This window comes from Mesorhizobium sp. B1-1-8, from assembly GCF_006442795.2.
In the GTDB taxonomy this organism is placed as follows: domain Bacteria; phylum Pseudomonadota; class Alphaproteobacteria; order Rhizobiales; family Rhizobiaceae; genus Mesorhizobium.
In genome coordinates this window covers 3,689,190-3,711,076 of the sequence record NZ_CP083956.1, presented here as the reverse complement: position 1 = coordinate 3,711,076, position 21,887 = coordinate 3,689,190, and the positions used below count along the sequence as shown (strand labels likewise).

Here is a 21,887-nt window from a genome sequence, read left to right as displayed (position 1 = left end):
ACGCAGCCTGTATCGGCTGCGGCAATTCAATTTGCCGCAGGACTGGCCATGACCCCACCGATCATCGTGTTCGACCTCGACGGGACGCTGATCGACACGGCGCCGGACCTGCTCGACAGCCTCAACCACAGCCTGGCGGCCGGCAATGTCGCCGCCGTCGACGAAGCCGGCTTCAGACGCTTCGTCGGCCATGGCGGCCGCGTCATGATCGAGCGCGCGCATGCCGCCCAGAACAAGGCGCTGATGGCCGAAGAGCACGACCGGCTGCTGAAGATTTTCCTCGATCATTATTCGGTGAACATCCCCGGAAAGTCCCGTCCCTACCCTGGCGTTCTTGCCGCCCTGGACCGTTTTCAGGCTGCCGGCTATCTGATGGCGGTCTGCACCAACAAATATGAAGCCAATTCGGCGACGTTGATCGGCGCGCTCGGCATGTCAAAGTATTTCGCGGCGATCTGCGGCCAGGATACTTTTGCCTTCCGCAAGCCTGACCCGCGCCATCTCACCGAGACGATCAAGCTGGCCGGCGGCGATCCGCACAACGCGCTGATGGTGGGCGATTCGCAGACCGACATCGACACCGCCAAGGCGGCCGGCATTCCGGTAGTGGCGGTCGATTTCGGCTATACGGACCGCCATGTGCGCGAGTTCGAGCCGACGCTGGTGATCTCGCATTTCGACACGCTGACAACCGGGCTGGCGGACCGGCTGATCGCCGCCGCGCGCTGAGCCTCGCCATACCTAAATCTGCTGAAGCCGGCGCAATTCAGTCCCTGCAGATCGCCCCCCACATTGCCTTGACTTCGAGAGCCCGCCTCCCTTATATCGCGGCTCGCTTGGCCTTCGGGCAACGAGCGGGCGATTAGCTCAGCGGGAGAGCACACCCTTCACACGGGTGGGGTCGCAGGTTCAATCCCTGCATCGCCCACCATCTGCCTTCCTGATAACGGTTACCGAGCCCCGCGGCCGGCTTGTCAGGCGATCAGCTGCTCTATCCTGATCGGCAGGTCGCGGATGCGCTTGCCTGTCGCGTGATAGACAGCGCTTGCAACCGCGGCTGCCGTGCCGACATTGCCCAGTTCTCCCAATCCCTTGACGCCGGCCGGATTGACCGCATGGTCGATCTCCGGAACCAGGATGACCTGCAAATCCTTGATGTCGGCATTGACCGGTACAAGGTAATCCTGGAGGTCGCGGTTCACATAGCGGGCATAGCGTCTGTCGACCTCCGTCGCCTCGTGCAGCGCTTGGCCGATGCCCCAGATCATGCCGCCCATCAGTTGGCTGCGCGCTGTGCGCGTGTTCATGATGCGGCCGGCGGCGAACGCGCCGACGATACGCGGCACGCGGATTTCCTTTGTATAATTGTTGATGCGAACCTCCACGAATTCGGCGCCGAAGGCGTATTTCACCGAATCCTCGTCGTACTCGCCGCCATGGAATTCCGGCAGGCCGGCATAGAGCTTCTTCAGCGCCTCGGGCGTCGCGCCCTTGGGCGCGAACTCGGCATATTCCTCGATCGCCCCCGCCTGCATGGTCTTGAAAACATCCTCGACCTTGGCCGATGCGCCGCTTTTCGCCACGATCTTGCCGCCCCGAAGGTCCAGTTCCTCATTATGGGAAGCGGCCAGCGGGCCGCCTTCGGCCGTTGCGGCGGCATAGAGTTTGGTCCGTATCGCGTCGCAGGCCTTGAGCACTGCCGAACACACGCTCGCGGTGGAAATCGAGCCGCCCGATACCGGCGCCGGCGGCAGGCTGCTGTCGCCCATCTCCACATTCACCCGGTCGATGCCGACGCCAAGACGCTCCGCGGCCATCTGGCCGGCGACGGTGCGCACGCCGGTGCCGATTTCATGCGAACCGCACTGCACGCGCACATCGCCCTCGACGGAGAGGCGAACGCGCGCCGCGCAAGGCGCCGCGGCGGTTGGATAGATGGCTGTGGCGCAGCCCACGCCGATTAGCCAGTCGCCCTCGCGCATCGCACCAATCTTAGGATCGCGCTTCGCCCAGCCGAACGCATCCGCCGCCTGGTCATAACATTGGACCAGCGAGCGGCTGGAGAAGGGCTTCTTTCCGATCGGCTCCTGCTTCGGTTCATTGATCCGGCGAAATTCGACAGGGTCCATGCCGAGCGCCACCGCCATCTCGTCCATGGCGTTCTCCAGGGCGAAGACGTAGGGCGTCTCTGGCGGCGAACGCATATAGCCCGGCGTGTTGCGGTCGGCCTGGACCAGCGAGACATGCGTCAGCACCGAGCCGTAGTCATACATGCGGCCGGTAGCCGAAGTGCCGCCGACGACATAATCGTCCGTACGAGACGTCATTTCCCAGCCTTCATGCGCGAAGGCGGTGATGCGACCGTCCTTGCCGGCGCCGATCCGGACTCGATGCCGGGTTTCGGCCCGGTAGGTCTGGGTGCCGAAGGCCTGCATGCGGCTCGTCACGCAACGCACCGGCCGGCCGAGACGCCTGGCGGCAACAGCGACGATCGCTGTGCGCGATGTCATCGGTCCCTTCGAGCCGAATGCGCCTCCGATATAGGGACTGACGATCCGCACTTTCGCCGGATCGATCTTCAATTGCCTGGCAAGTTCGACCTTCCAGCCGGTGACATTCTGGGACGGCTCGTGGACGATGAGTTGATCGCCTTGCCACATCGCCGTCGTCGAGAACAGCTCGATCGGATTGTGATGCTGCGTCGGGGTCGAATAGCGTGCGTCGATCTTGACCGGAGCGGCGGCATAGGCGGCATCGAAATCGCCGGCCTTGACGTCTTCCTTGAACAGCGGGCTTTTGCCGGCAGCGGGAATGGTCTTCGTTCCGGGGCTATCGAAGCTCGCTGTCGGTTCTTGCTCCTCGTATTCCGCGCGGATCAGTTGCGCTGCCTCCTCGGCCGCCTCGAAAGTCTCGGCAACGGCGAGCGCGATGATCTGGCCATCGTGGAAGATCGCCCGGTCGTGCAGCGGTCCGACCGAGGTTGCACTGCCGTTGCCAAACTTCGGCCTGTCGACCTTGTCCATGTCACCGTATGTCACGATATCGAGCAGGCCCGGCACTGCGCGAGCCTCATCGAGATGAAGCCTGGTCACCCTGCCCTTGGCGATGCTGCTCGTTGCAAGTACGCCATAGGCTATGTTGGCCGTCGGCAGATCTGCCGGATAGTGAGCTTGGCCAGTAACCTTCAACCGCCCATCGATACGCGGCAGCGGTTCGCCTTGATTGTCCTTGGGTCTTGGAGCGGCTGCGTCCATGGTCACACCTTGATGTCGCGGGTTTCGAGTAACGCCCGCACCAGCGTTCGCTTGCCGAGCTCTATTTTGAATCCGTTGTGCTGGCGCGGTTCGGCGTCGGCAAAGGCAGCATCAGCAGCTGTCTTGGCGGACGCCTCGTCGAGCGTCTTGCCTTGCAAGGCCTCCTCAGCCGCTCGGGCGCGCCACGGGACCGTCGCCACGCCGCCAAGCGCGATGCGGGCTTCGCGCACGCTGTCACCGTCGAGGTCGAGCGCGACGGCCGCCGAGGCCAGCGCAAAGGCATAGGATTCGCGATCGCGGATTTTCAGGTAGAGCGAACGGCGAGCCCATGAAATGGCCGGCACTTCGATGGCAGTGATGATCTCGTCGGCCGCCAGCTCGGTCTCGATATGCGGCGTGGCGCCGGGTTGCCGATGCAGCTTGGCGAATGAAATTTTCCGCGCGCCGCGTGAGCCTTCCGCATGAACCACGGCATCGAGCGCGATGAGCGCCTGGGCGAAGTCGCCATGATAGGTGGCGATGCAGGCATCGCTGGTCCCAAGCACCGCATGCTGCCTGTTGAAGCCCTCCATCGCCGCGCAGCCGGAGCCCGGCGCGCGCTTGTTGCAAGGCCAGGAGGTCTCGCGGAAATATTCGCAGCGCGTGCGCTGCAGGATGTTTCCGGCAAGACTGGCCATGTTGCGTATCTGACCGCTTGCCGCCAGCCGCAAGCTGTCGGCGATCACCGGATAGCGGCGTTTGACCTCGCTGTTGTCTGCGGCCTCCCCCATCCGCACCAGCGCACCGAAGCGGATGCCGTCATCGGTAATCCTGATCTGCCGGAGTGCCGGCTCGGCGAGCCGGTTGAGGTCCAGCAGTCTGTTCGGCTGTGCGACACCGAGCTTCATGTAATCGGCAAGGTTGGTGCCGCCGGCAATGAACTGCGCGTTCGCTTGTGTCGGCTGGTCGTCGGCGGAAGTAAATCGGGATGCAGCCGCAACAGCGGCGGATACGTTCGTTGGCTGCTCGTAAACGAAGGGACGCATCTCAAGCCCCCCTTGTCTCATCGCGCGCCTGCATGATTGCCGCGACGATGTTCGGATAGGCCGCGCAGCGGCAGATGTTGCCGCTCATATAGTCGCGAATATCATCCTCGGAACCGGCGTGACCTTCATTGACGCAGCCGATCGCCGACATGATCTGGCCCGGCGTGCAATAGCCGCACTGAAAGGCATCGTGATCGATGAAGGCCTGCTGCATCGGATGCAATTTACCGTCGCTCGAGGCCAGTCCTTCCACCGTCGTTACTTCCTTGCCCCGGTTCATCACCGCGAAGCTGAGACAGGAGAGCGCGCGCTTGCCGTCGACGAGAACCGTGCAGGCGCCGCACTGGCCGTGGTCGCAGCCCTTCTTCGTCCCGGTCAGGCCGACATGATCGCGCAGGGCGTCGAGCAGACTCGTCCTTGGATCGAGCGAAAGCTCGTAGGGCTGCTTGTTGATCCGCAGCGATGTGACGACGGTTTCCCTGAGCTTTGACGGGGATGCTGCCGGCGTTTCGGCCTGCGCCGCGGAGGCGAGCATCGGCGCCGCGGCGGCGACCGAAACAGTGCCGGTCATGAAGCTTCGTCGGCTGAGGCCATTGGCGCTAGAGGCGGAAGACTGGGACATGGCTCGCTCCATGGCTGGCTGATCATTGGCGCTAACCATCCAGCCGGAGCATTGTTCCGAACGTCCCCGTGCAGAATCCCGGTATCTCACAAAAGTTTGACTCTGTGCGCGCACACCGACTTCTAGTCCGGACACGCAGGCTCGAACGCGACAGCTTTGCCCTGCCGCGATTTGACACTGGAGCCGTCCACACTGGCGTGGCTGTTAAATCAGACCTCTGCGCACATTCAGATGCGTCACGGCCGTCACCAGGATGGCGCCGGTCATGAAGTAGAGGGTGGCCAAGATGTTGCCGTGATGAAAATGAATCCCGGCGAACAGCAGGGCCATGACCACAGCAAGAAATGCGATTATGCGCGAGAATTCATCGGGCATGGGGCAACCTACGCAAACAGGATGGATGGCCGCCCTCAATCAGCCGATCGCTCCATAAAGCAGTTTTCGAGTTTCGACAATTGGCCGCGGAATATGAACAAAGTGCCCTCGCTGCTAAAATGACAATCGCGCCGCGCGGGACGCACTTCTGTGAATGCCTTCACATACGGCGCGGGAGAAACGCGCACAGATAACCGCACCCGGGTGGCGATGACCCTTTGCGCGATGCACAGGTTCTGAGATGGGCTTCCCGAACCTGAAAATGGGGTCGTTCCTCGACAGGGGCTATCGAGCACCTAACCATTTTCAGTTTTGCTGTCCGCGTGCGATGGCCACCTCCCGCCACGCGCGCGGATGGCGTTTCGAATATTTGGGCATGGTTCCGCCAGACCTGCCTTTCGTTCGCTGAAATTTGCCGGCTCACGAAGCGCCCACGACTGTTTCGTGACCGGCCGAGAGGCATTGCATCCGCAATGCCGTCACGAAGGAGAGGAAGCTTTGATCGAGCACGCACTTGTCCTACAATTCCCCCTCGAAGAGAGGCGGAATCGCATCATGTCCACAGCCGGCGCGGATGACCGGAGCGCATTGTCGCGCCTGGCGCGGATCGATCCCGGTCACTTCGACCTGCTTTTTGCCGGCTGCAAGGTCGAACGTTATGCCGCCGGCCAGCATCTGTTCGTCCAGGAAGATGCCGCCGACCGCATCTACGGTGTGTTGAACGGCAACGTCGAAATCTCGATCTATTCGCCGGGCGGCCAGAAGCTGGTGGCCAATATCGAGCTCTCGCGCAGCCTTGTCGGCGAGATCGGCGCGCTCGACGGACGACCGCGAACGGCGACCGCGATCTGCCTCACAGCCTGCGAGCTGGTTTCCCTCAGTCGCGCTCAACTATTTGATCGCATTGAGAAAAACCCGCCGCTCGCGCGCGCCATGATCGGGTTGCTGTGCGCCCGGCTGCGCTGGGTCAGCGGCGAACTGGGCGACCAGGCCTTTTTCGGCATCGAAGCCAGGCTGGCGAAGCGGCTGGTATTCCTGAGCGGTGTCATGGCTGATCCTGCCGGCTGGATTCCGATTTCCCAGTCGGAGCTCGGCGAGTTCCTCGGCGCGACGCGCGAATCGGTCAACAAGGCGCTCAACGACTGGCGCAACCGGCAGATGATCGCCATCAAGCGCGGCGGACTGCGCATAACCAACGCCGCCGCCTTGAACCAGATCGCCGATTCGCAGGACGACGGTTGACCAATTTCCAGACCCCGAATCAAAGCCGTGAAATCAGGTAGCGCAGTGCCGAGCGGCTCGGCATGAAGAAATAGCCGCCGCCCTTTGTGGTGACGAACTGCGGCATATCCTTCAGCACCGTGACCTTCTCCCAAGACGGGATCGAGAACCGGCCATCGCCGTTGCGTGCGCCGATCATCGGGTCCTTTTCGCCGACAAGGCCCTGGAACGAGCTCGACGAAACCCAGGTCTGCTGCATGAATTCGTACTGACGCTCGATGTCGGCGTTGAGGCACATGAAGAGAAGGCCTTTCTCGACCTTCCCGTCCTTGCCCTTCTTCTCATAGGTGCGGCCGACGCGCAGGATGCGGTGGCGCTTGCCGATCGCGATCTGCGTCTCGCGGTCCTCGCCAAGCGAATCGCGCGGGTTGGAACGGCGTATATGCGAACCGAGCGGGCAGCGATGCCCTTGCGGATCCTCGGCGCCGAAGGCGAAGTCGTTGTCCGCGCCGCGGCCCTGACGACCGTCGGGATTGCGTACCAGCGAGCTGCCGTCCTGCCAGCGGCCGAGCATCTTGGCGGCGACCCAGTGGGGTGTGATGGCCGGATCGGCGGTCTCGCGGGCGGCCCGCGCCGCCGCCTGCCTGCAATAACTGTCGAACAATTCGACATGCTGTTCGAACTGCCGCACGACAAGGAAGGAGCCGTTGCGTCCGAAGTCGCGCGGCGGCGGCGGCTGGCCGGGAACCTGCCGGTTGCGCCGCACCTGCGACAGGATGCCGGTGCGGTCCTGCGCTGCCCGCACCGAGGGCGAAGCCGGATAGAAGCCGTGCTCGTCGCGATAGCCGAACAGGAATTCGCCCGGCGCGACCAGATGCATGGGCGCCGCACCCTTGTTGGCGCGCGCCGTGCCCCGCACGACCGGCTGCGAGACGCCATCGACAAAGCCGAAATGCTCGTACGCGCGGGGGCGCTCTGGCTTGCCGCTATGCCTTGCGGCTTCGTCACCCTTTGCAGTCTGAGGAGCTTTCGCGCCGTCCTTTGGCGGTTCACGGTTTATGACGAGCGGCAGTTCAGCGACGATTTTCATCCCCGCCCCGGTCGTCTGCCGCTTCGCCGCGGCAATCTCGGTCTTCAGGCTATCCGGCCTGCCCGCATAGCAGACGATGACCGCGTCCACCGGCTTTTCAAGCGAGCCCCACTGCCATTTGTCGGGTGCGTCGGGGCCGGTTTCGTCGAGGATGCGGCTGCGCTCGGGATTGCCCATGCCGTGGCGAAAGGCGACGGGGAACGTGTCCAGCGGATCGTCGTCGACGCCGCCTTCCAGCCCCAGCCGCTTGAGTCCTTTAGGGCCGAAGGCCACCGTCATGGCTCGTTCGGCAGGCACGCCGTCGCCGAAACTCGTTTGCGCGATGACGAAATCCAGCCAGGCCTTGCGCTTGGTTTTCGGCAGGTTCTCGGGCACTTGGATGGCCAGCATATGCGCATAACCCAGCGCGCCGAAAGGGCCAAAGAAGATCGACTGGATCTCGCCGGATTCCAGCTCTTCAACCGGCCAAGCACGTGGCGTGGAGGGACTTGCCGCGTCCGCGGCCCTCGCCTGCGGACGCGGCAAGGAGCCGAACAGGCTCAGCCAGTCGCGCGCCTCATTGCCGGTGGCCGATGCAATGCCGCGCCTGATCCTGGAGTTGATGCGGATGCGCGTGGTGTTGAGATCCGGGTAGGCGGAGTACCAGAACAGGGTCGGCACCTGCTGGCGCCGCGCCCAGCGCTTGAAGCGGTCGCCGTCGCGCGCGCCGTCGAGAAAGAGCAAGCGTGTGCGCGGATAGCCCTCGGTGTTGCTCCACACGCCGGTCAGGCCTTCGGATGCCTTGGCGATGAAGTCCTCCAGATAGCTTTCCCAGCTGCCGCCATAGTTGGAGAAAAACATCAGCTTATTGGAGCCGGGGAGCAGCACCCAGCGGGCGAAATGGATGGTGTTGATGGTAGCGAGAAAGCCCGGCTTGAACACTTTCTGCGCTGCTATCGAGATCAGGTAGAAGGAAAACCTGAGCGCCAGCCGCCGCAGGATGCCGGCCTTCATCGTCGAGATCGCCGTCAGATGGTTTTGGGCGGCGTGGTCCTCATGGGCGAGGATCCTGTCCAGCGCCTCTATCCCGATCGAGGTGTTTTGCGGCTGGTCCCGGTCATCGAGGCGTTGCAGCAGCCATAGGCCCAGAAGCGCCAACAGCATCGCGAAAATCAACAATCCGGCCAGTGCCAGCACAAGAGAAGTCACGGCGATGGCTATGCCGGTGACCGAGATCGAGCTTATGTCGACAACCCTCCCGAATACCAGGTGGTAAGTCATATACCAGCCGGCAGCCAGGAGTATCGCCAGCGTCGCGAGAACCGGCGGGACCAGCAGCGTCGTCTTAAAGGCGTTCCACCACCGCCCCGGCGGCCTTTCCAGGAGACTCTCGGCCGGCTCGAAAGCCCAGGGGAACGTCCCCAGCGCCTGGACATGGCGGCGCGCCTCGGCGAGCACCGCTGGAGCGTCGCCGGTGCCGGTGCGCGGCCTTTCGGCGATATCGCGCACGCTGTCGGCAAGCTTGGCCTCGGCCCTGATGCGCTGCACCGAGTGCCCCGGCGTACCCGAAAAAACCAGCCCGGCAGTGCTGCCGAAGGACGGCGATATCTCGATGTGGTGCTTCTTCAGGAAGTCCTCCAGCGAGTCGCCGTCGGGCAGGCCGCACACGTCCCTGAAGATCGGCCTCAGCCGCTGCCCGATGGCATGCGTGAGCGCTGCAATGACGTCATCGGCGCTGCCGTCGCCGGAGATTTCAAATACCAGCGCTCCGGATTCGAGGCCCGACGCCTCGTCCTTGCCGGTGGCGGCGACGGCCAGGCTGGTGAAATGGATTGAGCCGACCGTGTCGAGCGCCTGGCCAAGCTCGTCGATTGCCGGATTGCCGAGCGCTTCGACCTTGTCGCGCGCGGCATCGAGCGGCACCCCGCGCCTGACCGGGCAGACCACAGTCACCATGGACTGATCGACCGTGCGGCTGAACTTCGAGCGTTCGAAATCGACCTTGAGGCTCGCCGGATAGGCGCCGACATTGACCATTTTTCCGGCCCTGCCGCGCATGCGGCTGAGTTTCGGCTTGCTGAACAGGGCGCGAATGCATTCGCCGATCTGGATGCGGGCAATCTCGGCGCCGATGCACAGATGAATGCCGTGGCCGAAAACCATATAGTCGCGATGCGGACGCGACGTATCGAACTCGTTTGGCCTTTGCACGATTTCAGGATCGAACATGGCCGAGAGCGTCGCCGGCATCACCACCGTTCCGGCCTTCACCAGCCGCTCGCGACGCGTCCCCTTGCCGATGGTCGCGTCGCGCGCGGTATAACGCCATGGGCCGACCCAGATCGGCTTGAAACGCATGGCCTCGAGCACCGCCCGGTCGAGCTTCTCGGTGCTGTTTGCGGCAAGCGCCGCATCGACAGCCTGACGCGCATCGGGCCGCGACAGGATCACCTCCAGGCAATTGCCGCCGGCAAGCACATTGGTCGGAACAAAGCCGGCGATCATGCCGAGCATGATGGAGTGGAGATCGGCCAGCGATAGGCGCCCCTGGTCCATAAGCGCGACGAGACGGCCCAGAGACCGGTCGTCCTTGCCGCCTTTGTCCCTGATCGCGGCGATGGAGCGGTCGATGACCTTGATCAGCCGGTCACCGCCGACGATCGCCAGCTGGCGCGTGGTGGCGCTGGCCGTCGGGTCGGAAAAGAACAGCGCGCTGAGCGAGATCGACCAGTCGGCGAACTCGGTCTCGTCGTCGATCTCGAGGCCGAAATAGTCGCGGCAGATGCGCACCGGCACGATCTTCATCAGTCCGGCAATGGCGTCGAAGCCGGGACTGGCGCGGGTCATGATGTCGCGCGAATGCCGCTCGGCGATCGGCCTGACGGCGCTTTCGACTTCCGCCGGCGGAAACGCACTCAGCACTGCCGATTTCATCTGCCGGTACGCGGCGCCGTCCTGCATGCCGAGAATGAAGTTCGACCCTCTTGCCAGTTCCGCCATTTCCGGCCCATAGGGCGTTTCGAATTCATCGCCGCGCTCCAGTATGTCGCGCACGTCGGCGCCCTTGGTGACGAGCAGGAAATTGCCGAATGCAAGGTTCGGCCAGAAACGGCGCAGCAGCGCCAGCAGCCAGCGCGGATCGCTGAGAAAGAAGCCTGCGATGCGGGACGCAAGGCCGTCCTTGGAACGAAGCCGGTTGATGTCGAACGGCGGCATTTCGGCGATAGGGCGTTGGCTTTTCTGGGCTGCCCGCACAGCGGCGAAATATTTGATCTTGATCATGCGCGTTCGAGCCCCCCGGCTGTCCACGTCAATGCGATGCCGGCAACCTCATGGCCTAGGTTTCCGTCGGTCCGGCGTATGTGAATTTTTTCACAGTCGTTCCATGTTCGGCGGGTAATGTTGCAGCGGACTTGGCCTGATCGAAATTCGCGATCAGAAAATCGTTCTTGGCCGTGTCGGTGAACGGTATCCAGCGAATCCTCTGCTCCGAAAAATCGGGATGCCTGGTCGCGAAAATGGCAAGTTCGCGCGTCGCCTCCTCGCGACGGCCGCTTCGCATCAGGGCGCCGATCTTCAGGAACCTAGCGTAAAAATAGCCTGGCGACAGGTTGAGCGAACGGTTGGCGTTGGCGATTGCCGCCGGCCAGTCCTCGACGAAGCAGTAGGCGGCGGCAAGTTCGCCCAGATTGTGGAAGCGGTAGAGGTCGAACGGGCTCAACCGCTCGGTGTCGAGGAAGAACGGTATCGCGCCGGCGGCATCGCCGAGCAACAGGAGGGCGCTGCCCATCGCCGAGCGTGCGAAGGCAAAGCTCGGATTGATGTGTATAGCTTCCTCGAGATGCTCGACCGCCGATGCCGGCCGTCCGCGCATGATGTCGGCGACGCCGAGATGCGCATGTGGACGTGCATCGAGGCTGTCCATAAGCAGCGCCTTGCGCGCGAACGTTTCGACCTTGTCCAGATCGTCGCTGTCGCCGAAACGCAGCCACGCCCGCCAGAAATACCACCAGGCCAGCTCGTTCAGCACCGCGCTGGAATTCGGGTCCTCCCGATAGGCCTTTTCGAAGAATTCGAGCGCAAGTTCGGTGTCGCTGCGGGTGCGCCGGTTCATGTGCCAGCGGCCGCGCCGCACCAATTGCCAGGTTTCAAGGCTCTCCCATGGCACCTGGAAGGTCCGCGCCTGCTCGGCCCGGTCGACTTCCTTGTCGAGGATGGAAACGATCTCGCTGCCGACCTGGTCGCGCAGGCTGAAGATGTCGCCGAGGGCGCGGTCGAAGCGCTGCGACCATACGAGCCGCCCGTTGGATGTATCGGTGAGCGAGGCGTTGAGGCGGATCTGCCCGCCATAGCCGGTCAGCGTGCCGCCGACGATGTAGCGGGCGCCGAGCGCATTGCCGATGACCCTGGTTCCCAGGCTGTCGTCGCGAAACTGGAAGCTGGAGCCCTTGGCGATAACCGAAAGCCAACGGGTGTTGGAGAGGCCGTAGATGATGTCCTCGGCAATGCCGTCGGCCATATAACCGACATCGGCTTCGCTTCCGTCGCCCTGGAACGGCAGCACCGCGATCGCCGGCGGACCCTTGGGAGCTGGCCGGCTGTGCGCGGGAGCGACCGGAATTGCTGCCAGCGGCGCTGCCGTCGTCGAGGCGCCATTGGCGTTGCGGCCGGCAATCAGGACGCGCACCGGCAAGGCGATGTTCTTCAACATGAATTCGCCGAGATCGGTGAAAGCCGCCGCCGTCTTGTCCTTCACGTGATGCCATGTCGTCTCCGAAAGGGCGAGACCGTCACGCGGGGCGAATTCCTGGATCCTGGCGGCGATATTGACGTCGTCGCCATAAAGGCGGCCCTCGCGGACGATGACGTCGCCGGTGTTGATGCCGGCCCGAAACGGCATGCGCATCTCCTCGGCGACCGAGGCATTCAGCGCCACGATCCGGTCCTGGAAGTCGAAAGCCGCCCGCAGGGCTTCAATCGGATTGCCGAATTCGGCCATCACGCTGTCGCCTGCGTCGCCGAAGGTGCGCCCGCCAAAGGCGCCGCAGCTGTCGGCGATGATGTCGCGCCTTTCCTCGAAGGCAGCGACGGCAAGTTCGTCGTCGATGCCCATCAGCCGTGAAAAGCCTACGGCATCGATCGAAATGATCGTCGCAAGCTGACGGGTATAATTCCGTTCAGCCATGATCGAGCCCCCGGTCCCTGTTTTCGGTCCAGAACAGGCGACTCCGCTCTTGAACACTTCGCCGTTTGCCGAGGAAAAGTCCTCGGCAGGCACAGCGTGCCGTTGCCACCTTGTTATGTGCAGAACTCTAACAGGGTCTCGCCAAAAGCTCTACCACGATCCGCTAATAGAGCGCAGCGCGTCGCCGCACGCATGGTTAGCTGTTCGTTACCTGAAGCACCAGATCGCAGCGACGTCCTTACGTATTGGAATCTCGCCGCTTTGTTCATTTCAGCTTTCGCGAATGAACACGCTGCCGGGCTTGACATCGACCCTGCCGAGTTGGCTCTGGAGCAGGCGTTGTGCGCTCCTGGCGGAACCAACGGGCAGGCATGCGAGTTTTCCAGCGCACCCATGCCAATACGAGATTGAGGGCGGTCATGCGTACTGTTGTTTTGGCAACCGCTGTTGCGGTTCTTTTTTTCGGCCCGGCATTGGCGGCGGAAGAGCAACCGCTGCCGCCGGAAAAAGCCAAGAAGCTTTCCGAAATCATCGCCAAGGTCGAGCAGCGAAAGGACTTCCGTTATGTGAAGGAGGTCGACTGGGACAGCGACGGCTATACCGTAACCTATTACACCACCGACAAGGCCAAGGTTCAAATCACCTATGATCCGGTGACCGGGGAATCCAAGTAGCACCGGGCCACAGGGCTGTTTCGTGCCACCCGGATTTTGCTTAAACTACCGCGGCAATGGGCAGCTGGGTCTTGCCGGATGCCGAGCACCTCTGCGGCGGCGCCTGATATCGCGCTCAACTTGAGGGCGAGCGCACCGCTTCGGTCGCGTCGAGCGCCTGCATCAGCTTTGAATCGCGATCATAGACATCATCGAAATACTCGACCTTGCCGGACATGTCCGGCCAGGCGGTGAAATAGGCGACATAGACCGGGATGACGCGTGTCACATTCTCGGTCGAATGGCCGTGCTTCAGCTTCTCGGCGATATCGTCGACCGAGGTGCCAAGCACCGCCGCCGCCATGCCGCGCGGATCCTGCAGGCGGATGCAGCCGTGGCTCAGCGCGCGCATGTCGCGCGCGAAGAACGACTTTTGCGGCGTGTCGTGCATGTAGATGGCATGCTTGTTGGGGAACAGTATCTTGAGTTCGCCGAGCGCGTTGGCCTCGCTTGGCTGCTGGCGCACGTTGAAGGGGATTTTGGCGCCATAGGCGCCCCAATCGACCGCCGACGACGGGATTTGCTTGCCGTGCGAATCCGTAACTTCATAGCCGGCACGGTCGAGATAGCCGGGGTCGCTGCGCAGCCTCGGCAGCATCTCATTGACGATGATCGATTGCGGCACGCCCCAGTAGGGATGGAAATCGACCTGCTTGATGTGGTCGTAGAAGAAGGCGGTCTGGTTGGTGGTCTTGCCGATGACCGCGCGGGTCTTCAGCTTCTCCTCGCCATTGTCGATGTAGCTGGCGGTGAAGGCCGGCTGGTTGATGAAGACGCGCGGACTGCCGAGATCGGAGGGCAGCCAGCGCAATTCCTCGAGCGCAACTTTGACCTTCTCGATCCTGTCGGCCTTGGACGCGCCGGCGAGAGAGGCCACGGTCCGCGGGCCGATGACGCCGTCGCCCTTCATCCCGGCGCGTTGCTGGACCGCCTTGATCACCGGCACCAACTCGGGATCGTAGACCTCGCTGTTGCCCAATCTGGAGAGGACCTCGCCGTATGCGCCGCCCATCTCGTCGTCGAGATTGCGGCCAATCAGCGTCAGCAGCTTGGGCAGTTCCGGGCTGCTTTCGCCGGGTTTCAACAACAGCTTGGGATCGACAACGATCTCGTTCTCCTCACTCGCCTCAAGTGATTCCAGTTCGACGCGCAGCGCCTGGTATTCCGGATTCTGCGGATGCCGAGATTCGAGATAGGTGCGAACCTCCTGCGTGTGCGCCAGTGTCTTCAGCACGCCTTCCATATCGAGCGGCTTGGCCGGGAAATCGTAGTAACCCGTCATCCGGTTGGGCTCGACGCGGCCGCTCTGGGCGTCATGGGCATAGCGCAGCACGCGCGCCGACAGCGCCATCTCGAAGCGGACCATCTCCTTCGCGCGCTCTTCGGGCGTCGCGGATGTCGTGGCAGCCGGAACATCGACGCTGTAGTCGGCCGGCGTCAGGCCGTAGCTCGCTGCCTCGCCGAGCACCCGCACTGCATCCTGCGCCCGGCTGTTCGGCGCGTCCCCCGTCACCCAGATGAAATCCGGATTGGCCGAATAGTAGGCGACCAGCGCCTTGGCGATATCTGGCTCGGCAAAGAGTTCATAGTCGCTCAGCCCGGCCAGCGCGTCGCGGAAAGCAGTGCCTGTCACTGACGGCACATAGACTGCATCTTGCGGCGTGGCAGGCTGCGGAGCCGCGATCGCACCAGGTTGCGGCGCCGCGATCGCAGGTTGCGACGCCGCGATCAACGACTTGAAGTCGACACTCACAAGCCGGTCGGCCTTGTAGGTGTTGTAGGTTGGGCTGCTGATTCTGACGCCGCCGTCACCCTCGGCAGACGCACCTGGCCGTATCTTGCGCGGCTTCGGCGGCGGTGGAAATTCATCCTGGGGATTGTGCCGGATGCCGCCGCCGAACAACATGTCGAACAGCCCCTGGGCGCTCGCGGGCTGCTGGCCGAAGGCCAGCGTCGCCGCAATCGCGATCGGCATTATGGCTTTCTTGTTGCCGAGGAATTTCATGCATCACCCGCACCGGTTGAATCGGTTCCCGTTCCGCGCCGCCCGACGGTCCCGCCCAACGCATGGCGGATGTAAGGCGCGACTGTACCGATTCATACGGATTTCGTTAAGCTTCCATAAATTTCCACCGCCGTGTTGCAGAACGGTTTCACATCCTTGTGAGACACAATGCGGCAGGGCCGCTCCTGGTTTCAGAGGCCTCGACGACAATCAGGCGTTGGCGCCGCCATCGATGGTCAGCGCGGCACCGGTGACGAAACGGCCCTCGGCGCTGGCGAGCCAGGCGACCAGGCCTGCTATCTCCTCGGCCTCGCCGAATCGCGGCGTCGCCATTTTCTGGCGCTGGTGCTCGGCATGCGGCCCGTCGGCAGGGTTCATGTCGGTGTCGGTCGATCCCGGATGAACGATGTTGGCGGTGATGCCGCGCGGGCCGAGGTCCCGCGCCAGAGCCTTGGTCAACCCGACCAGCGCCGCCTTGCTGGTCGAATAGGCGCTGAGGCCGGCGTCCGTCACGCGCTCGGCCAGGTTGCTGCCGATCGAGATGATGCGACCGCCTTCCGCCATATGCCGGGCGGCCGCCTTCGAGGCAACGAAAGGCGCCCTCAGATTGACCTCCATGCTCTCGTCGAAATCGGCAAGCGACAGGCTATCGATCGGCGCGGCGCGCCAGATGCCGGCGCTGTTGACGAGTATGTCGAGCCGGCCGAACGCATCGATTGTCTTTGCGATGGCGCTTTCGATCGCGGCGGCGTCGCGGCCATCGGCCCTGATGGCCATGACGCGCCCGCCCGCCGCCTCGATTTCACCGGCAACGGCGCGCGCCTGCGCCTCGCCATTGACGTAGGTCAGCGCGACGCTGGCGCCCTCGCGCGCAAGCCTTCTGGCGATCGCGGCGCCGATACCGCGGCTGCCGCCGGTCACAAATGCCGCCTTGCCGGCGAGTTGGTTGGAAGACATCGATTTCTCCTTTATGTAACGATCGATACATAAATACCTGCCAACCTTGCCTGGCGTCGTCAAGTTAATTATGTATCGATCGACACAGAAAAGGACATCATGTCGGAAAAAGGCCGCCCCCGTTCCTTCGATCGAACCGCCGCGCTGCGGCGGGCGATGGAGGTTTTTTGGGCCAAGGGTTATGAAGGCGCCTCGCTGAGCGACCTGACGGCCGCCATGGGTATCAATTCGCCCAGCCTCTATGCCGCCTTCGGCAGCAAGGAAGCGCTCTTCCTCGAAGCAACCGACCTCTATACGCGTGTCGAGGGCTCCGATATCTGGACGACGCTGGAAGAGGCGCCGACCGCGCGGCAGGCGATCGAGGGGTTCCTGACCCAGACGGCAAAGGCCTATTCCCAAACCGATCGGCCGCAAGGCTGCCTGATCGCGCTCGGCGCCTTGCATCAGGATTCGAGCCAAGGCTTGATCTGCCACGACCTGCGCCGCCGCCGGGCCGAAAATCATATGGCGCTCAAAAGGCGTTTGGAACGCGCCGTCGCCGAAGGAGAGCTACCGGCGGATTTCGACAGCCAAACCGCCGCTACCTTCTTCGCCACGGTCCAGCACGGCATGTCGATCCAGGCGCGTGACGGCGCGACGTATGCCGCCCTCATGGCAACCGTTGCGGGCGCCATGGCGGCTTGGGCAACGATGGCCGGCGCTCGGACCTGAACCAAACATCAATCCGTGACAAACAGCGGTCTTTGTGATCGAAATTCCAGCGGCCTCGAGCACGGCCTGGAGGATGTGCAGTGAAGAAGGGATATCGCGAGCTTCTCGATGAGGCCAATGCCGAGATCGAGGTGGTGTCGCCGGAAGAAGCGGCGGGGCTGCTGGAAGACAACGATACGATCTTCGTCGACCTGCGCGATCCCCGCGAAGTCGAGCGCGACGGCAAGATTCCCGGCGCCAGGCATGTGACGCGCGGCATGCTCGAATTCTGGATCGACCCGGAAAGCCCTTATCACAAGCCGTTCTTCGCCTCGGGAAAGACCTTCGTCTTCTTCTGCGCCGGCGGCTGGCGCTCGGCGCTGGCGACCAAGACGGCGCAGGATATGGGCCTGACCCCGGTCAAGCACATTCTTGGCGGCTACACTGCCTGGAAGGCGGCGGGCTTGCCGGTCGAGCCGGGGCAGAAAAAGAAACCCGACTGATCGGATTTTTCGCGCAATTTCGGACGGAAAACCCGGTACACACTTTTCTTGGAACTGCTCACTGCAACGTCAGTTCCTGCTGCCCGGTCACGAAGCCGACGGCACGCGCGACGACGTCCTTGTCGGCAAGGATGCGGCGGTGGCCAAGACCCTCGGCCCAATGCAGGCGGACATGATCGCCGGCCCCGGCGTAACGCTTCGCATGATCGGCATGGACCTCGCGATCGTCCGGCGCATGGATGACGAGCGTCGGCACCGGTGTCTCGGCAAGCTGGCGGTCACCGGTGAATTCGCTGAGCGGCCGCCCCGACAGCTGTTTCACCCGATCCGCCATGGCGATCCGGGAACGCGGCCCGACATTGAGCATGCTGCTGAAGTCGTCGAAGATCGCCGGCAAGGAACTGGGGGCGGCGATCAGCACCAGCTTTCCGGCCGCCAGCGGCGGTATGCCTTTGACCGATGCCGCGACAGCGTTGGCGGCAATCGCGCCACCGAAGGAATGTCCGACGGCGGCGACGAACGGGCCGAACCATTCGCCGGCGACCCTTACCGCATCCACCGCATTCACCATGTTCAAATGGCGGCCTAGCGACTGGCCATGGCCCGGCAGGTCGAGCGAGACGACCTTGTGGCCGGCATCGCGAAACCCCTCGATCAGCGCGCGCATGTATTCGGTGCGCGAACGCCAGCCGTGGATGACCAGCACGGTGCCGCGAGAGCCCCTGCCCGGCTCCGGCCGGAATTCATGCGCAGCCACGCAGCCGGTTCTGGTCTTCAGCCGGTGGTGGCGCGCCTCGGCCATGAAACCGGCGGCGCGCTCAACGGCGCGGCGCTCGCCGTCGCTCAGCGCTTTGACATCGGGCGTGCGGCAGAACAGTTCGAACGCGGCGCGGCCGCTGAGACGCGGGGCGACATGTTCAGCTGCGCCGAACACGCTCCGGATGACCTTCAATCCAAATGATGCCATAGTCGCGGTCCATCCATTCGTTCAGGCATGAACATAATAGTTCAAACATGAACATTAAACAAGAGCTGCCCTGGGACAATCCGCGCTTTCGCAACTGGGTTGCGGTGGCGCGCGCCTGCCATGTGCTGGAGCGTACGCTGGCGGCGCAGCTCACGCCGCTCGATCTCAAGCCGGCTCAGCTCGACGTGCTGATGAACCTTTATCGCCATCCCGGCATGTCGCAGCACGACCTCGCCCGCAAGCTGCTGGTCGGCCGCTCCAACATCACCATGCTTTTGCCGCAGCTCGAGGCGCGCGGCCTGTTGCGCCGCGAGGGCGACGAGAAGGACAAGCGCGTGTTGCGGCTGAACCTCACCGAAGCCGGCGAGGCCCTGCTGATGCGGGCGCTGAAAGTGCACATGGCGCTGATCGAGAAGGCAATGAGCCAATCGACGCCCGAACAGTGCGACATGATCGGCGAACAGATGCGCAAGATCGCCGACGTGCTGAAGGAAGCCTGACTGTCAGGCTTTACCACATCGTCTTCTTCGCCCGTTCAGGCCATTCCCGGTCATAGGTTTCGGCGTCGATATTCTTGCGGCTGGTGATCTCCAGGATCTGGCCGGGCGTCGGCAGCGACTTCGGATCGACATGCTTGGCCGGGTCCCAAAGCTGCGAACGCACGATGGCGCGGGCGCATTGGAAATAGACCGTATCGACGGCGATGACGGTGACCGATCGGGCCGGCTTGCCGTCGATAGTGAAGGAGGCGCAGAGCTCCGGATCGGTGGTGATGTGGGCGCGGCCGTTGATGCGCAGCGTCGTGCCTGAGCCCGGCACCAGGAACAGCAGGCCGACACGCGGATCGCGAATGATGTTCTTCAGCGAATCGGCACGGTTGTTGCCGCGCCTGTCCGGCATCATCAGCGTCTTCGCATCGAAGATACGGACGAAGCCGGCAAGATCGCCGCGCGGCGAGCAGTCCAGCCCTTCCGGTCCGCTGGTCGCCAGCGCCACGAAAGGCGAGGCTTCGATGAAGGCGGCATATTCGGGGATCACATGGTCGAGTTCCTTGACCAGCGAAGCCTCGCCGGGCAGGCCGTAAAGGGCTTCCAGCTGTTCGATTGATGTGATGACCGCCATATGCCTTTTCCCAGATCTTTGCCGGGGCTACGCCACGCCCATGACGTTTTGACGACAGCTTAGCGGTCGCGGCTGAGGCCCTTCTCGGCAAGCTCGGCGAGATAGGCGCTCCAGCGCACCTCCTTCTCGTGGCCAAGCGTGTGAAGATAATTCCAGGTGAAGATGCCGGTGTCGTGGAAATCGTCGAAGGTGATGCGCACCGCGTAATTGCCGACCGGCTCGATCTTGAGGATTGCGACATTGCGCTTGCCGGGCACGGTCACGCGCTGCTCCGGCGAATGGCCCTGCACCTCCGCCGAGGGCGAGGCGACGCGCAACAGTTCGGCCGGCAATTCGAACGGCTGATGGCCGGGAAAGGTCACGGTCAGCAGCTTGCGGTCCTTGGAGACCCTCAGTTCCTTCGGCGCCGTCATGATTATTCCCTGCGTAAATACCGCCCTTCCCTACGCCGCTTCGCGCAAGACGAAAAGGCGGTTGCAGACAGCCGACACACGATGTCGGTCGGGGAATGTTACCAAAGGCCAATTCCTTCTATCTTGAATGCGGGGCTGGATCGTATCACATAGCCATATATAACGACGCCCGTAACGGCCACGGAAACGCTTGAAGATGAACATGATCGACCCCTTCGGTCGCACGATCAGTTACCTGCGCGTGTCGGTCACCGACCGCTGCGATTTCCGTTGCACCTATTGCATGGCCGAGGACATGACCTTCCTTCCCAAGAAGGATCTGCTGTCGCTCGAAGAGCTCGACCGGCTCTGCAGCGTCTTCATCGAAAAGGGTGTGAAGAAGCTCAGGCTCACCGGTGGCGAGCCGCTGGTGCGCAAGAACATCATGCATCTGGTGCGCCAGCTGTCGCGCCATCTCGACAGCGGCGCGCTGGAAGAGCTGACGCTGACCACAAATGGCTCGCAGCTGTCGCGCTTCGCCGCCGAGCTCGCCGATTGCGGGGTCAAGCGCATCAACGTGTCGCTCGATACACTCGACGCCGAAAAATTCCGCCAGATCACCCGCTGGGGCCAGCTCGGCAAGGTCATGGAGGGCATCGACGCGGCTCAGAAGGCAGGATTGAAGATCAAGCTCAACGCGGTGGCGCTACGCGATTTCAACGATGCCGAAATCCCTGAGCTGCTGCGCTGGGCGCATGGCCGCGGCATGGACCTCACCGTTATCGAAACCATGCCGATGGGCGAAATCGACGCCGATCGCACTGACCAGTATCTGCCGCTGTCGCTGTTGCGCGCCTCACTGGAGCGGCAATTCACGCTGAGCGACATTGCCTATAAGACCGGCGGTCCGGCCCGTTACGTCCATGTCGCCGAGACCGGCGGCAGGCTCGGTTTCATCACGCCAATGACGCATAATTTCTGCGAGAGCTGCAACCGCGTCCGGCTGACCTGCACCGGAACCCTCTATATGTGCCTCGGCCAGGAGGACGCCGCCGATCTCAGGGCGCCGTTGCGCGTGTCCGAAGGCAACGAACTGGTCAGCGCGGCCATCGACGAAGCGATCGGCCGCAAGCCCAAGGGTCATGACTTTATCATCGACCGCCGCACCAACCGCCCGTCGGTATCGCGGCACATGAGCGTCACCGGCGGCTGATTTTTTCTTTGGCTTGGTGCATGATCGCCTCCGGCTATCGGCCGTGGGGGGTACCATGAAACATCTCTGTTTCTTGCTGGCGTCATCATTGGCGATCGCCGCGACGCCCGTGATCGCAAAGCCATTCACCTACGTTAACGCCCGCTTTGGCACTGTCTGCACCTTTCCCGACCAGATTTTCAGCGACGCCTTGCCCGAACCGGAAAATGGCGATGGACAACAATGGCTTAGTGCCGACGGCGCCAGCCTGACCTGCTCCGGCATCTACAACGGCGACGACGACACACCGAAGACCTTCGTCGAAGCGCAGATGGCGAGCACGGAGCCGGGCTACAAGGTCACCTACAGCAAGATCGGCAAGAACTGGGCGGTGCTTTCCGGGGTCAAGGGCGACAATATCTTCTATGAACGGCGCCTGTTCGGAAAAGACGACGTGATCCGCAGCGTCTGGATCGAATATCCCGCCGCGCTCAAGGCAAAGTACGACCTGCTGATCGGCGCCATCGCCGGCAGCCTGCACGAGGCAAGCGGGTCACACTGGAAATAAACCTTCGCGCGGGCCTCCCGGCCGATT

The 21,887-nt window shown here is 63.0% G+C and carries 19 protein-coding genes and 1 tRNA gene; 9 read left to right on the top strand and 11 right to left on the bottom strand.

Features of this window, described 5'->3' with window-relative positions; genetic code table 11:
- The first annotated feature begins 48 nt into the window (after window positions 1-48).
- Both FJ974_RS18010 and FJ974_RS18005 read left to right on the top strand, forming a co-directional pair.
- Window positions 49-729, top strand: coding sequence for a phosphoglycolate phosphatase (locus tag FJ974_RS18010; protein ID WP_140534754.1), 681 nt, complete (start codon window positions 49-51; stop codon window positions 727-729).
- Window positions 730-856: 127 nt separating this feature from the next.
- Window positions 857-931, top strand: a tRNA-Val gene (locus tag FJ974_RS18005).
- Between the two features lie 43 nt (window positions 932-974).
- Here FJ974_RS18005 and FJ974_RS18000 read toward each other — a convergent pair.
- The 4 genes from FJ974_RS18000 to FJ974_RS17985 form a co-directional block, all read right to left on the bottom strand.
- Window positions 975-3,254: a xanthine dehydrogenase family protein molybdopterin-binding subunit gene (locus tag FJ974_RS18000; protein WP_140534756.1), complete on the bottom strand. Its 2,280-nt coding sequence runs from the start codon at window positions 3,252-3,254 to the stop codon at window positions 975-977.
- A 2-nt stretch (window positions 3,255-3,256) separates the two neighbouring features.
- Window positions 3,257-4,279 (bottom strand): FAD binding domain-containing protein, encoded by a 1,023-nt coding sequence (locus tag FJ974_RS17995; RefSeq protein ID WP_140534759.1) that lies wholly within the window; start codon window positions 4,277-4,279, stop codon window positions 3,257-3,259.
- 1 nt (window position 4,280) lies between these two features.
- Window positions 4,281-4,850 carry a (2Fe-2S)-binding protein gene (locus FJ974_RS17990; RefSeq protein WP_226891291.1) on the bottom strand — a complete coding sequence of 190 codons (570 nt, stop codon included), beginning with the start codon at window positions 4,848-4,850 and terminating at the stop codon, window positions 4,281-4,283.
- Window positions 4,851-5,105: 255 nt separating this feature from the next.
- Entirely contained in the window at window positions 5,106-5,276 is a 171-nt protein-coding gene (locus tag FJ974_RS17985) for a hypothetical protein (RefSeq protein ID WP_181177192.1), read from the bottom strand.
- 555 nt (window positions 5,277-5,831) lie between these two features.
- Here FJ974_RS17985 and FJ974_RS17980 point away from each other — a divergent pair.
- The gene (locus tag FJ974_RS17980) at window positions 5,832-6,518 is read left to right on the top strand and encodes a Crp/Fnr family transcriptional regulator (RefSeq protein ID WP_140534764.1); all 687 of its coding nucleotides are present in this window, start codon (window positions 5,832-5,834) and stop codon (window positions 6,516-6,518) included.
- 19 nt (window positions 6,519-6,537) lie between these two features.
- Here FJ974_RS17980 and FJ974_RS17975 read toward each other — a convergent pair whose 3' ends face one another.
- Window positions 6,538-10,848 (bottom strand): cytochrome P450, encoded by a 4,311-nt coding sequence (locus FJ974_RS17975; protein ID WP_140534767.1) that lies wholly within the window; start codon window positions 10,846-10,848, stop codon window positions 6,538-6,540.
- A 55-nt stretch (window positions 10,849-10,903) separates the two neighbouring features.
- Window positions 10,904-12,751: an adenylate/guanylate cyclase domain-containing protein gene (locus tag FJ974_RS17970; protein ID WP_140534770.1), complete on the bottom strand. Its 1,848-nt coding sequence runs from the start codon at window positions 12,749-12,751 to the stop codon at window positions 10,904-10,906.
- Window positions 12,752-13,170: 419 nt separating this feature from the next.
- Here FJ974_RS17970 and FJ974_RS17965 point away from each other — a divergent pair, with 419 nt between their 5' ends.
- Entirely contained in the window at window positions 13,171-13,425 is a 255-nt protein-coding gene (locus FJ974_RS17965) for a PepSY domain-containing protein (protein ID WP_140534997.1), read from the top strand.
- A gap of 115 nt (window positions 13,426-13,540) precedes the next feature.
- On the opposite strand, the gene FJ974_RS17960 is transcribed toward FJ974_RS17965, so the two are convergent.
- The gene (locus tag FJ974_RS17960; RefSeq protein WP_140534772.1) at window positions 13,541-15,469 is read right to left on the bottom strand and encodes a L,D-transpeptidase family protein; all 1,929 of its coding nucleotides are present in this window, start codon (window positions 15,467-15,469) and stop codon (window positions 13,541-13,543) included.
- A gap of 210 nt (window positions 15,470-15,679) precedes the next feature.
- Window positions 15,680-16,426, bottom strand: a complete 747-nt coding sequence (locus tag FJ974_RS17955) for a 3-oxoacyl-ACP reductase family protein (RefSeq protein WP_140534775.1) — start codon at window positions 16,424-16,426, stop codon at window positions 15,680-15,682.
- 99 nt (window positions 16,427-16,525) lie between these two features.
- On the opposite strand from FJ974_RS17955, the gene FJ974_RS17950 reads away from it, so the two are divergent.
- Window positions 16,526-17,137: a TetR/AcrR family transcriptional regulator gene (locus tag FJ974_RS17950; RefSeq protein WP_140534778.1), complete on the top strand. Its 612-nt coding sequence runs from the start codon at window positions 16,526-16,528 to the stop codon at window positions 17,135-17,137.
- A gap of 80 nt (window positions 17,138-17,217) precedes the next feature.
- A complete protein-coding gene (locus tag FJ974_RS17945; protein ID WP_140534780.1) occupies window positions 17,218-17,619 on the top strand; it encodes a rhodanese-like domain-containing protein in 402 nt (133 codons plus the stop codon).
- Window positions 17,620-17,677: 58 nt separating this feature from the next.
- Here the strand turns inward: FJ974_RS17945 and FJ974_RS17940 are convergent, their stop codons facing one another.
- On the bottom strand, window positions 17,678-18,586 hold the full coding sequence (locus tag FJ974_RS17940) for an alpha/beta hydrolase (protein WP_140534783.1): 909 nt from the start codon (window positions 18,584-18,586) through the stop codon (window positions 17,678-17,680).
- Window positions 18,587-18,633: 47 nt separating this feature from the next.
- Here FJ974_RS17940 and FJ974_RS17935 point away from each other — a divergent pair, with 47 nt between their 5' ends.
- Entirely contained in the window at window positions 18,634-19,086 is a 453-nt protein-coding gene (locus tag FJ974_RS17935; RefSeq protein WP_140534786.1) for a MarR family winged helix-turn-helix transcriptional regulator, read from the top strand.
- Between the two features lie 10 nt (window positions 19,087-19,096).
- Here the strand turns inward: FJ974_RS17935 and FJ974_RS17930 are convergent, their stop codons facing one another.
- Both FJ974_RS17930 and FJ974_RS17925 read right to left on the bottom strand, forming a co-directional pair.
- Window positions 19,097-19,708: a pyridoxamine 5'-phosphate oxidase family protein gene (locus tag FJ974_RS17930; protein WP_140534789.1), complete on the bottom strand. Its 612-nt coding sequence runs from the start codon at window positions 19,706-19,708 to the stop codon at window positions 19,097-19,099.
- A gap of 59 nt (window positions 19,709-19,767) precedes the next feature.
- Complete coding sequence (locus FJ974_RS17925; RefSeq protein ID WP_140534791.1) at window positions 19,768-20,121, bottom strand: gamma-butyrobetaine hydroxylase-like domain-containing protein; 354 nt, start codon at window positions 20,119-20,121, stop codon at window positions 19,768-19,770.
- Window positions 20,122-20,317: 196 nt separating this feature from the next.
- Between FJ974_RS17925 and moaA the strand changes: the two genes are divergently transcribed.
- Both moaA and FJ974_RS17915 read left to right on the top strand, forming a co-directional pair.
- Window positions 20,318-21,313 carry a GTP 3',8-cyclase MoaA gene (gene moaA, locus FJ974_RS17920; protein ID WP_140534793.1) on the top strand — a complete coding sequence of 332 codons (996 nt, stop codon included), beginning with the start codon at window positions 20,318-20,320 and terminating at the stop codon, window positions 21,311-21,313.
- Window positions 21,314-21,401: 88 nt separating this feature from the next.
- Window positions 21,402-21,860, top strand: coding sequence for a hypothetical protein (locus FJ974_RS17915; RefSeq protein ID WP_226891289.1), 459 nt, complete (start codon window positions 21,402-21,404; stop codon window positions 21,858-21,860).
- Window positions 21,861-21,887 lie beyond the last annotated feature (27 nt).

Excerpts from the sequence above, each read along its gene's own strand:
- FJ974_RS17950 (WP_140534778.1), top strand. The coding sequence starts at position 16,526 with ATGTCGGAAAAAGGCCGCCCCCGTTCCTTCGATCGAACCGCCGCGCTG.
- FJ974_RS17940 (WP_140534783.1), bottom strand. The coding sequence starts at position 18,586 with ATGGCATCATTTGGATTGAAGGTCATCCGGAGCGTGTTCGGCGCAGCT.
- FJ974_RS17995 (WP_140534759.1), bottom strand. The coding sequence starts at position 4,279 with ATGCGTCCCTTCGTTTACGAGCAGCCAACGAACGTATCCGCCGCTGTT.
- FJ974_RS18000 (WP_140534756.1), bottom strand. The coding sequence starts at position 3,254 with ATGGACGCAGCCGCTCCAAGACCCAAGGACAATCAAGGCGAACCGCTG.
- FJ974_RS17935 (WP_140534786.1), top strand. The coding sequence starts at position 18,634 with ATGAACATTAAACAAGAGCTGCCCTGGGACAATCCGCGCTTTCGCAAC.
- FJ974_RS17960 (WP_140534772.1), bottom strand. The coding sequence starts at position 15,469 with ATGAAATTCCTCGGCAACAAGAAAGCCATAATGCCGATCGCGATTGCG.
- FJ974_RS17925 (WP_140534791.1), bottom strand. The coding sequence starts at position 20,121 with ATGACGGCGCCGAAGGAACTGAGGGTCTCCAAGGACCGCAAGCTGCTG.
- FJ974_RS17930 (WP_140534789.1), bottom strand. The coding sequence starts at position 19,708 with ATGGCGGTCATCACATCAATCGAACAGCTGGAAGCCCTTTACGGCCTG.
- moaA (WP_140534793.1), top strand. The coding sequence starts at position 20,318 with ATGAACATGATCGACCCCTTCGGTCGCACGATCAGTTACCTGCGCGTG.
- FJ974_RS17965 (WP_140534997.1), top strand. The coding sequence starts at position 13,171 with ATGCGTACTGTTGTTTTGGCAACCGCTGTTGCGGTTCTTTTTTTCGGC.
- FJ974_RS18010 (WP_140534754.1), top strand. The coding sequence starts at position 49 with ATGACCCCACCGATCATCGTGTTCGACCTCGACGGGACGCTGATCGAC.
- FJ974_RS17975 (WP_140534767.1), bottom strand. The coding sequence starts at position 10,848 with ATGATCAAGATCAAATATTTCGCCGCTGTGCGGGCAGCCCAGAAAAGC.
- FJ974_RS17970 (WP_140534770.1), bottom strand. The coding sequence starts at position 12,751 with ATGGCTGAACGGAATTATACCCGTCAGCTTGCGACGATCATTTCGATC.
- FJ974_RS17980 (WP_140534764.1), top strand. The coding sequence starts at position 5,832 with ATGTCCACAGCCGGCGCGGATGACCGGAGCGCATTGTCGCGCCTGGCG.
- FJ974_RS17955 (WP_140534775.1), bottom strand. The coding sequence starts at position 16,426 with ATGTCTTCCAACCAACTCGCCGGCAAGGCGGCATTTGTGACCGGCGGC.
- FJ974_RS17985 (WP_181177192.1), bottom strand. The coding sequence starts at position 5,276 with ATGCCCGATGAATTCTCGCGCATAATCGCATTTCTTGCTGTGGTCATG.
- FJ974_RS17990 (WP_226891291.1), bottom strand. The coding sequence starts at position 4,850 with ATGACCGGCACTGTTTCGGTCGCCGCCGCGGCGCCGATGCTCGCCTCC.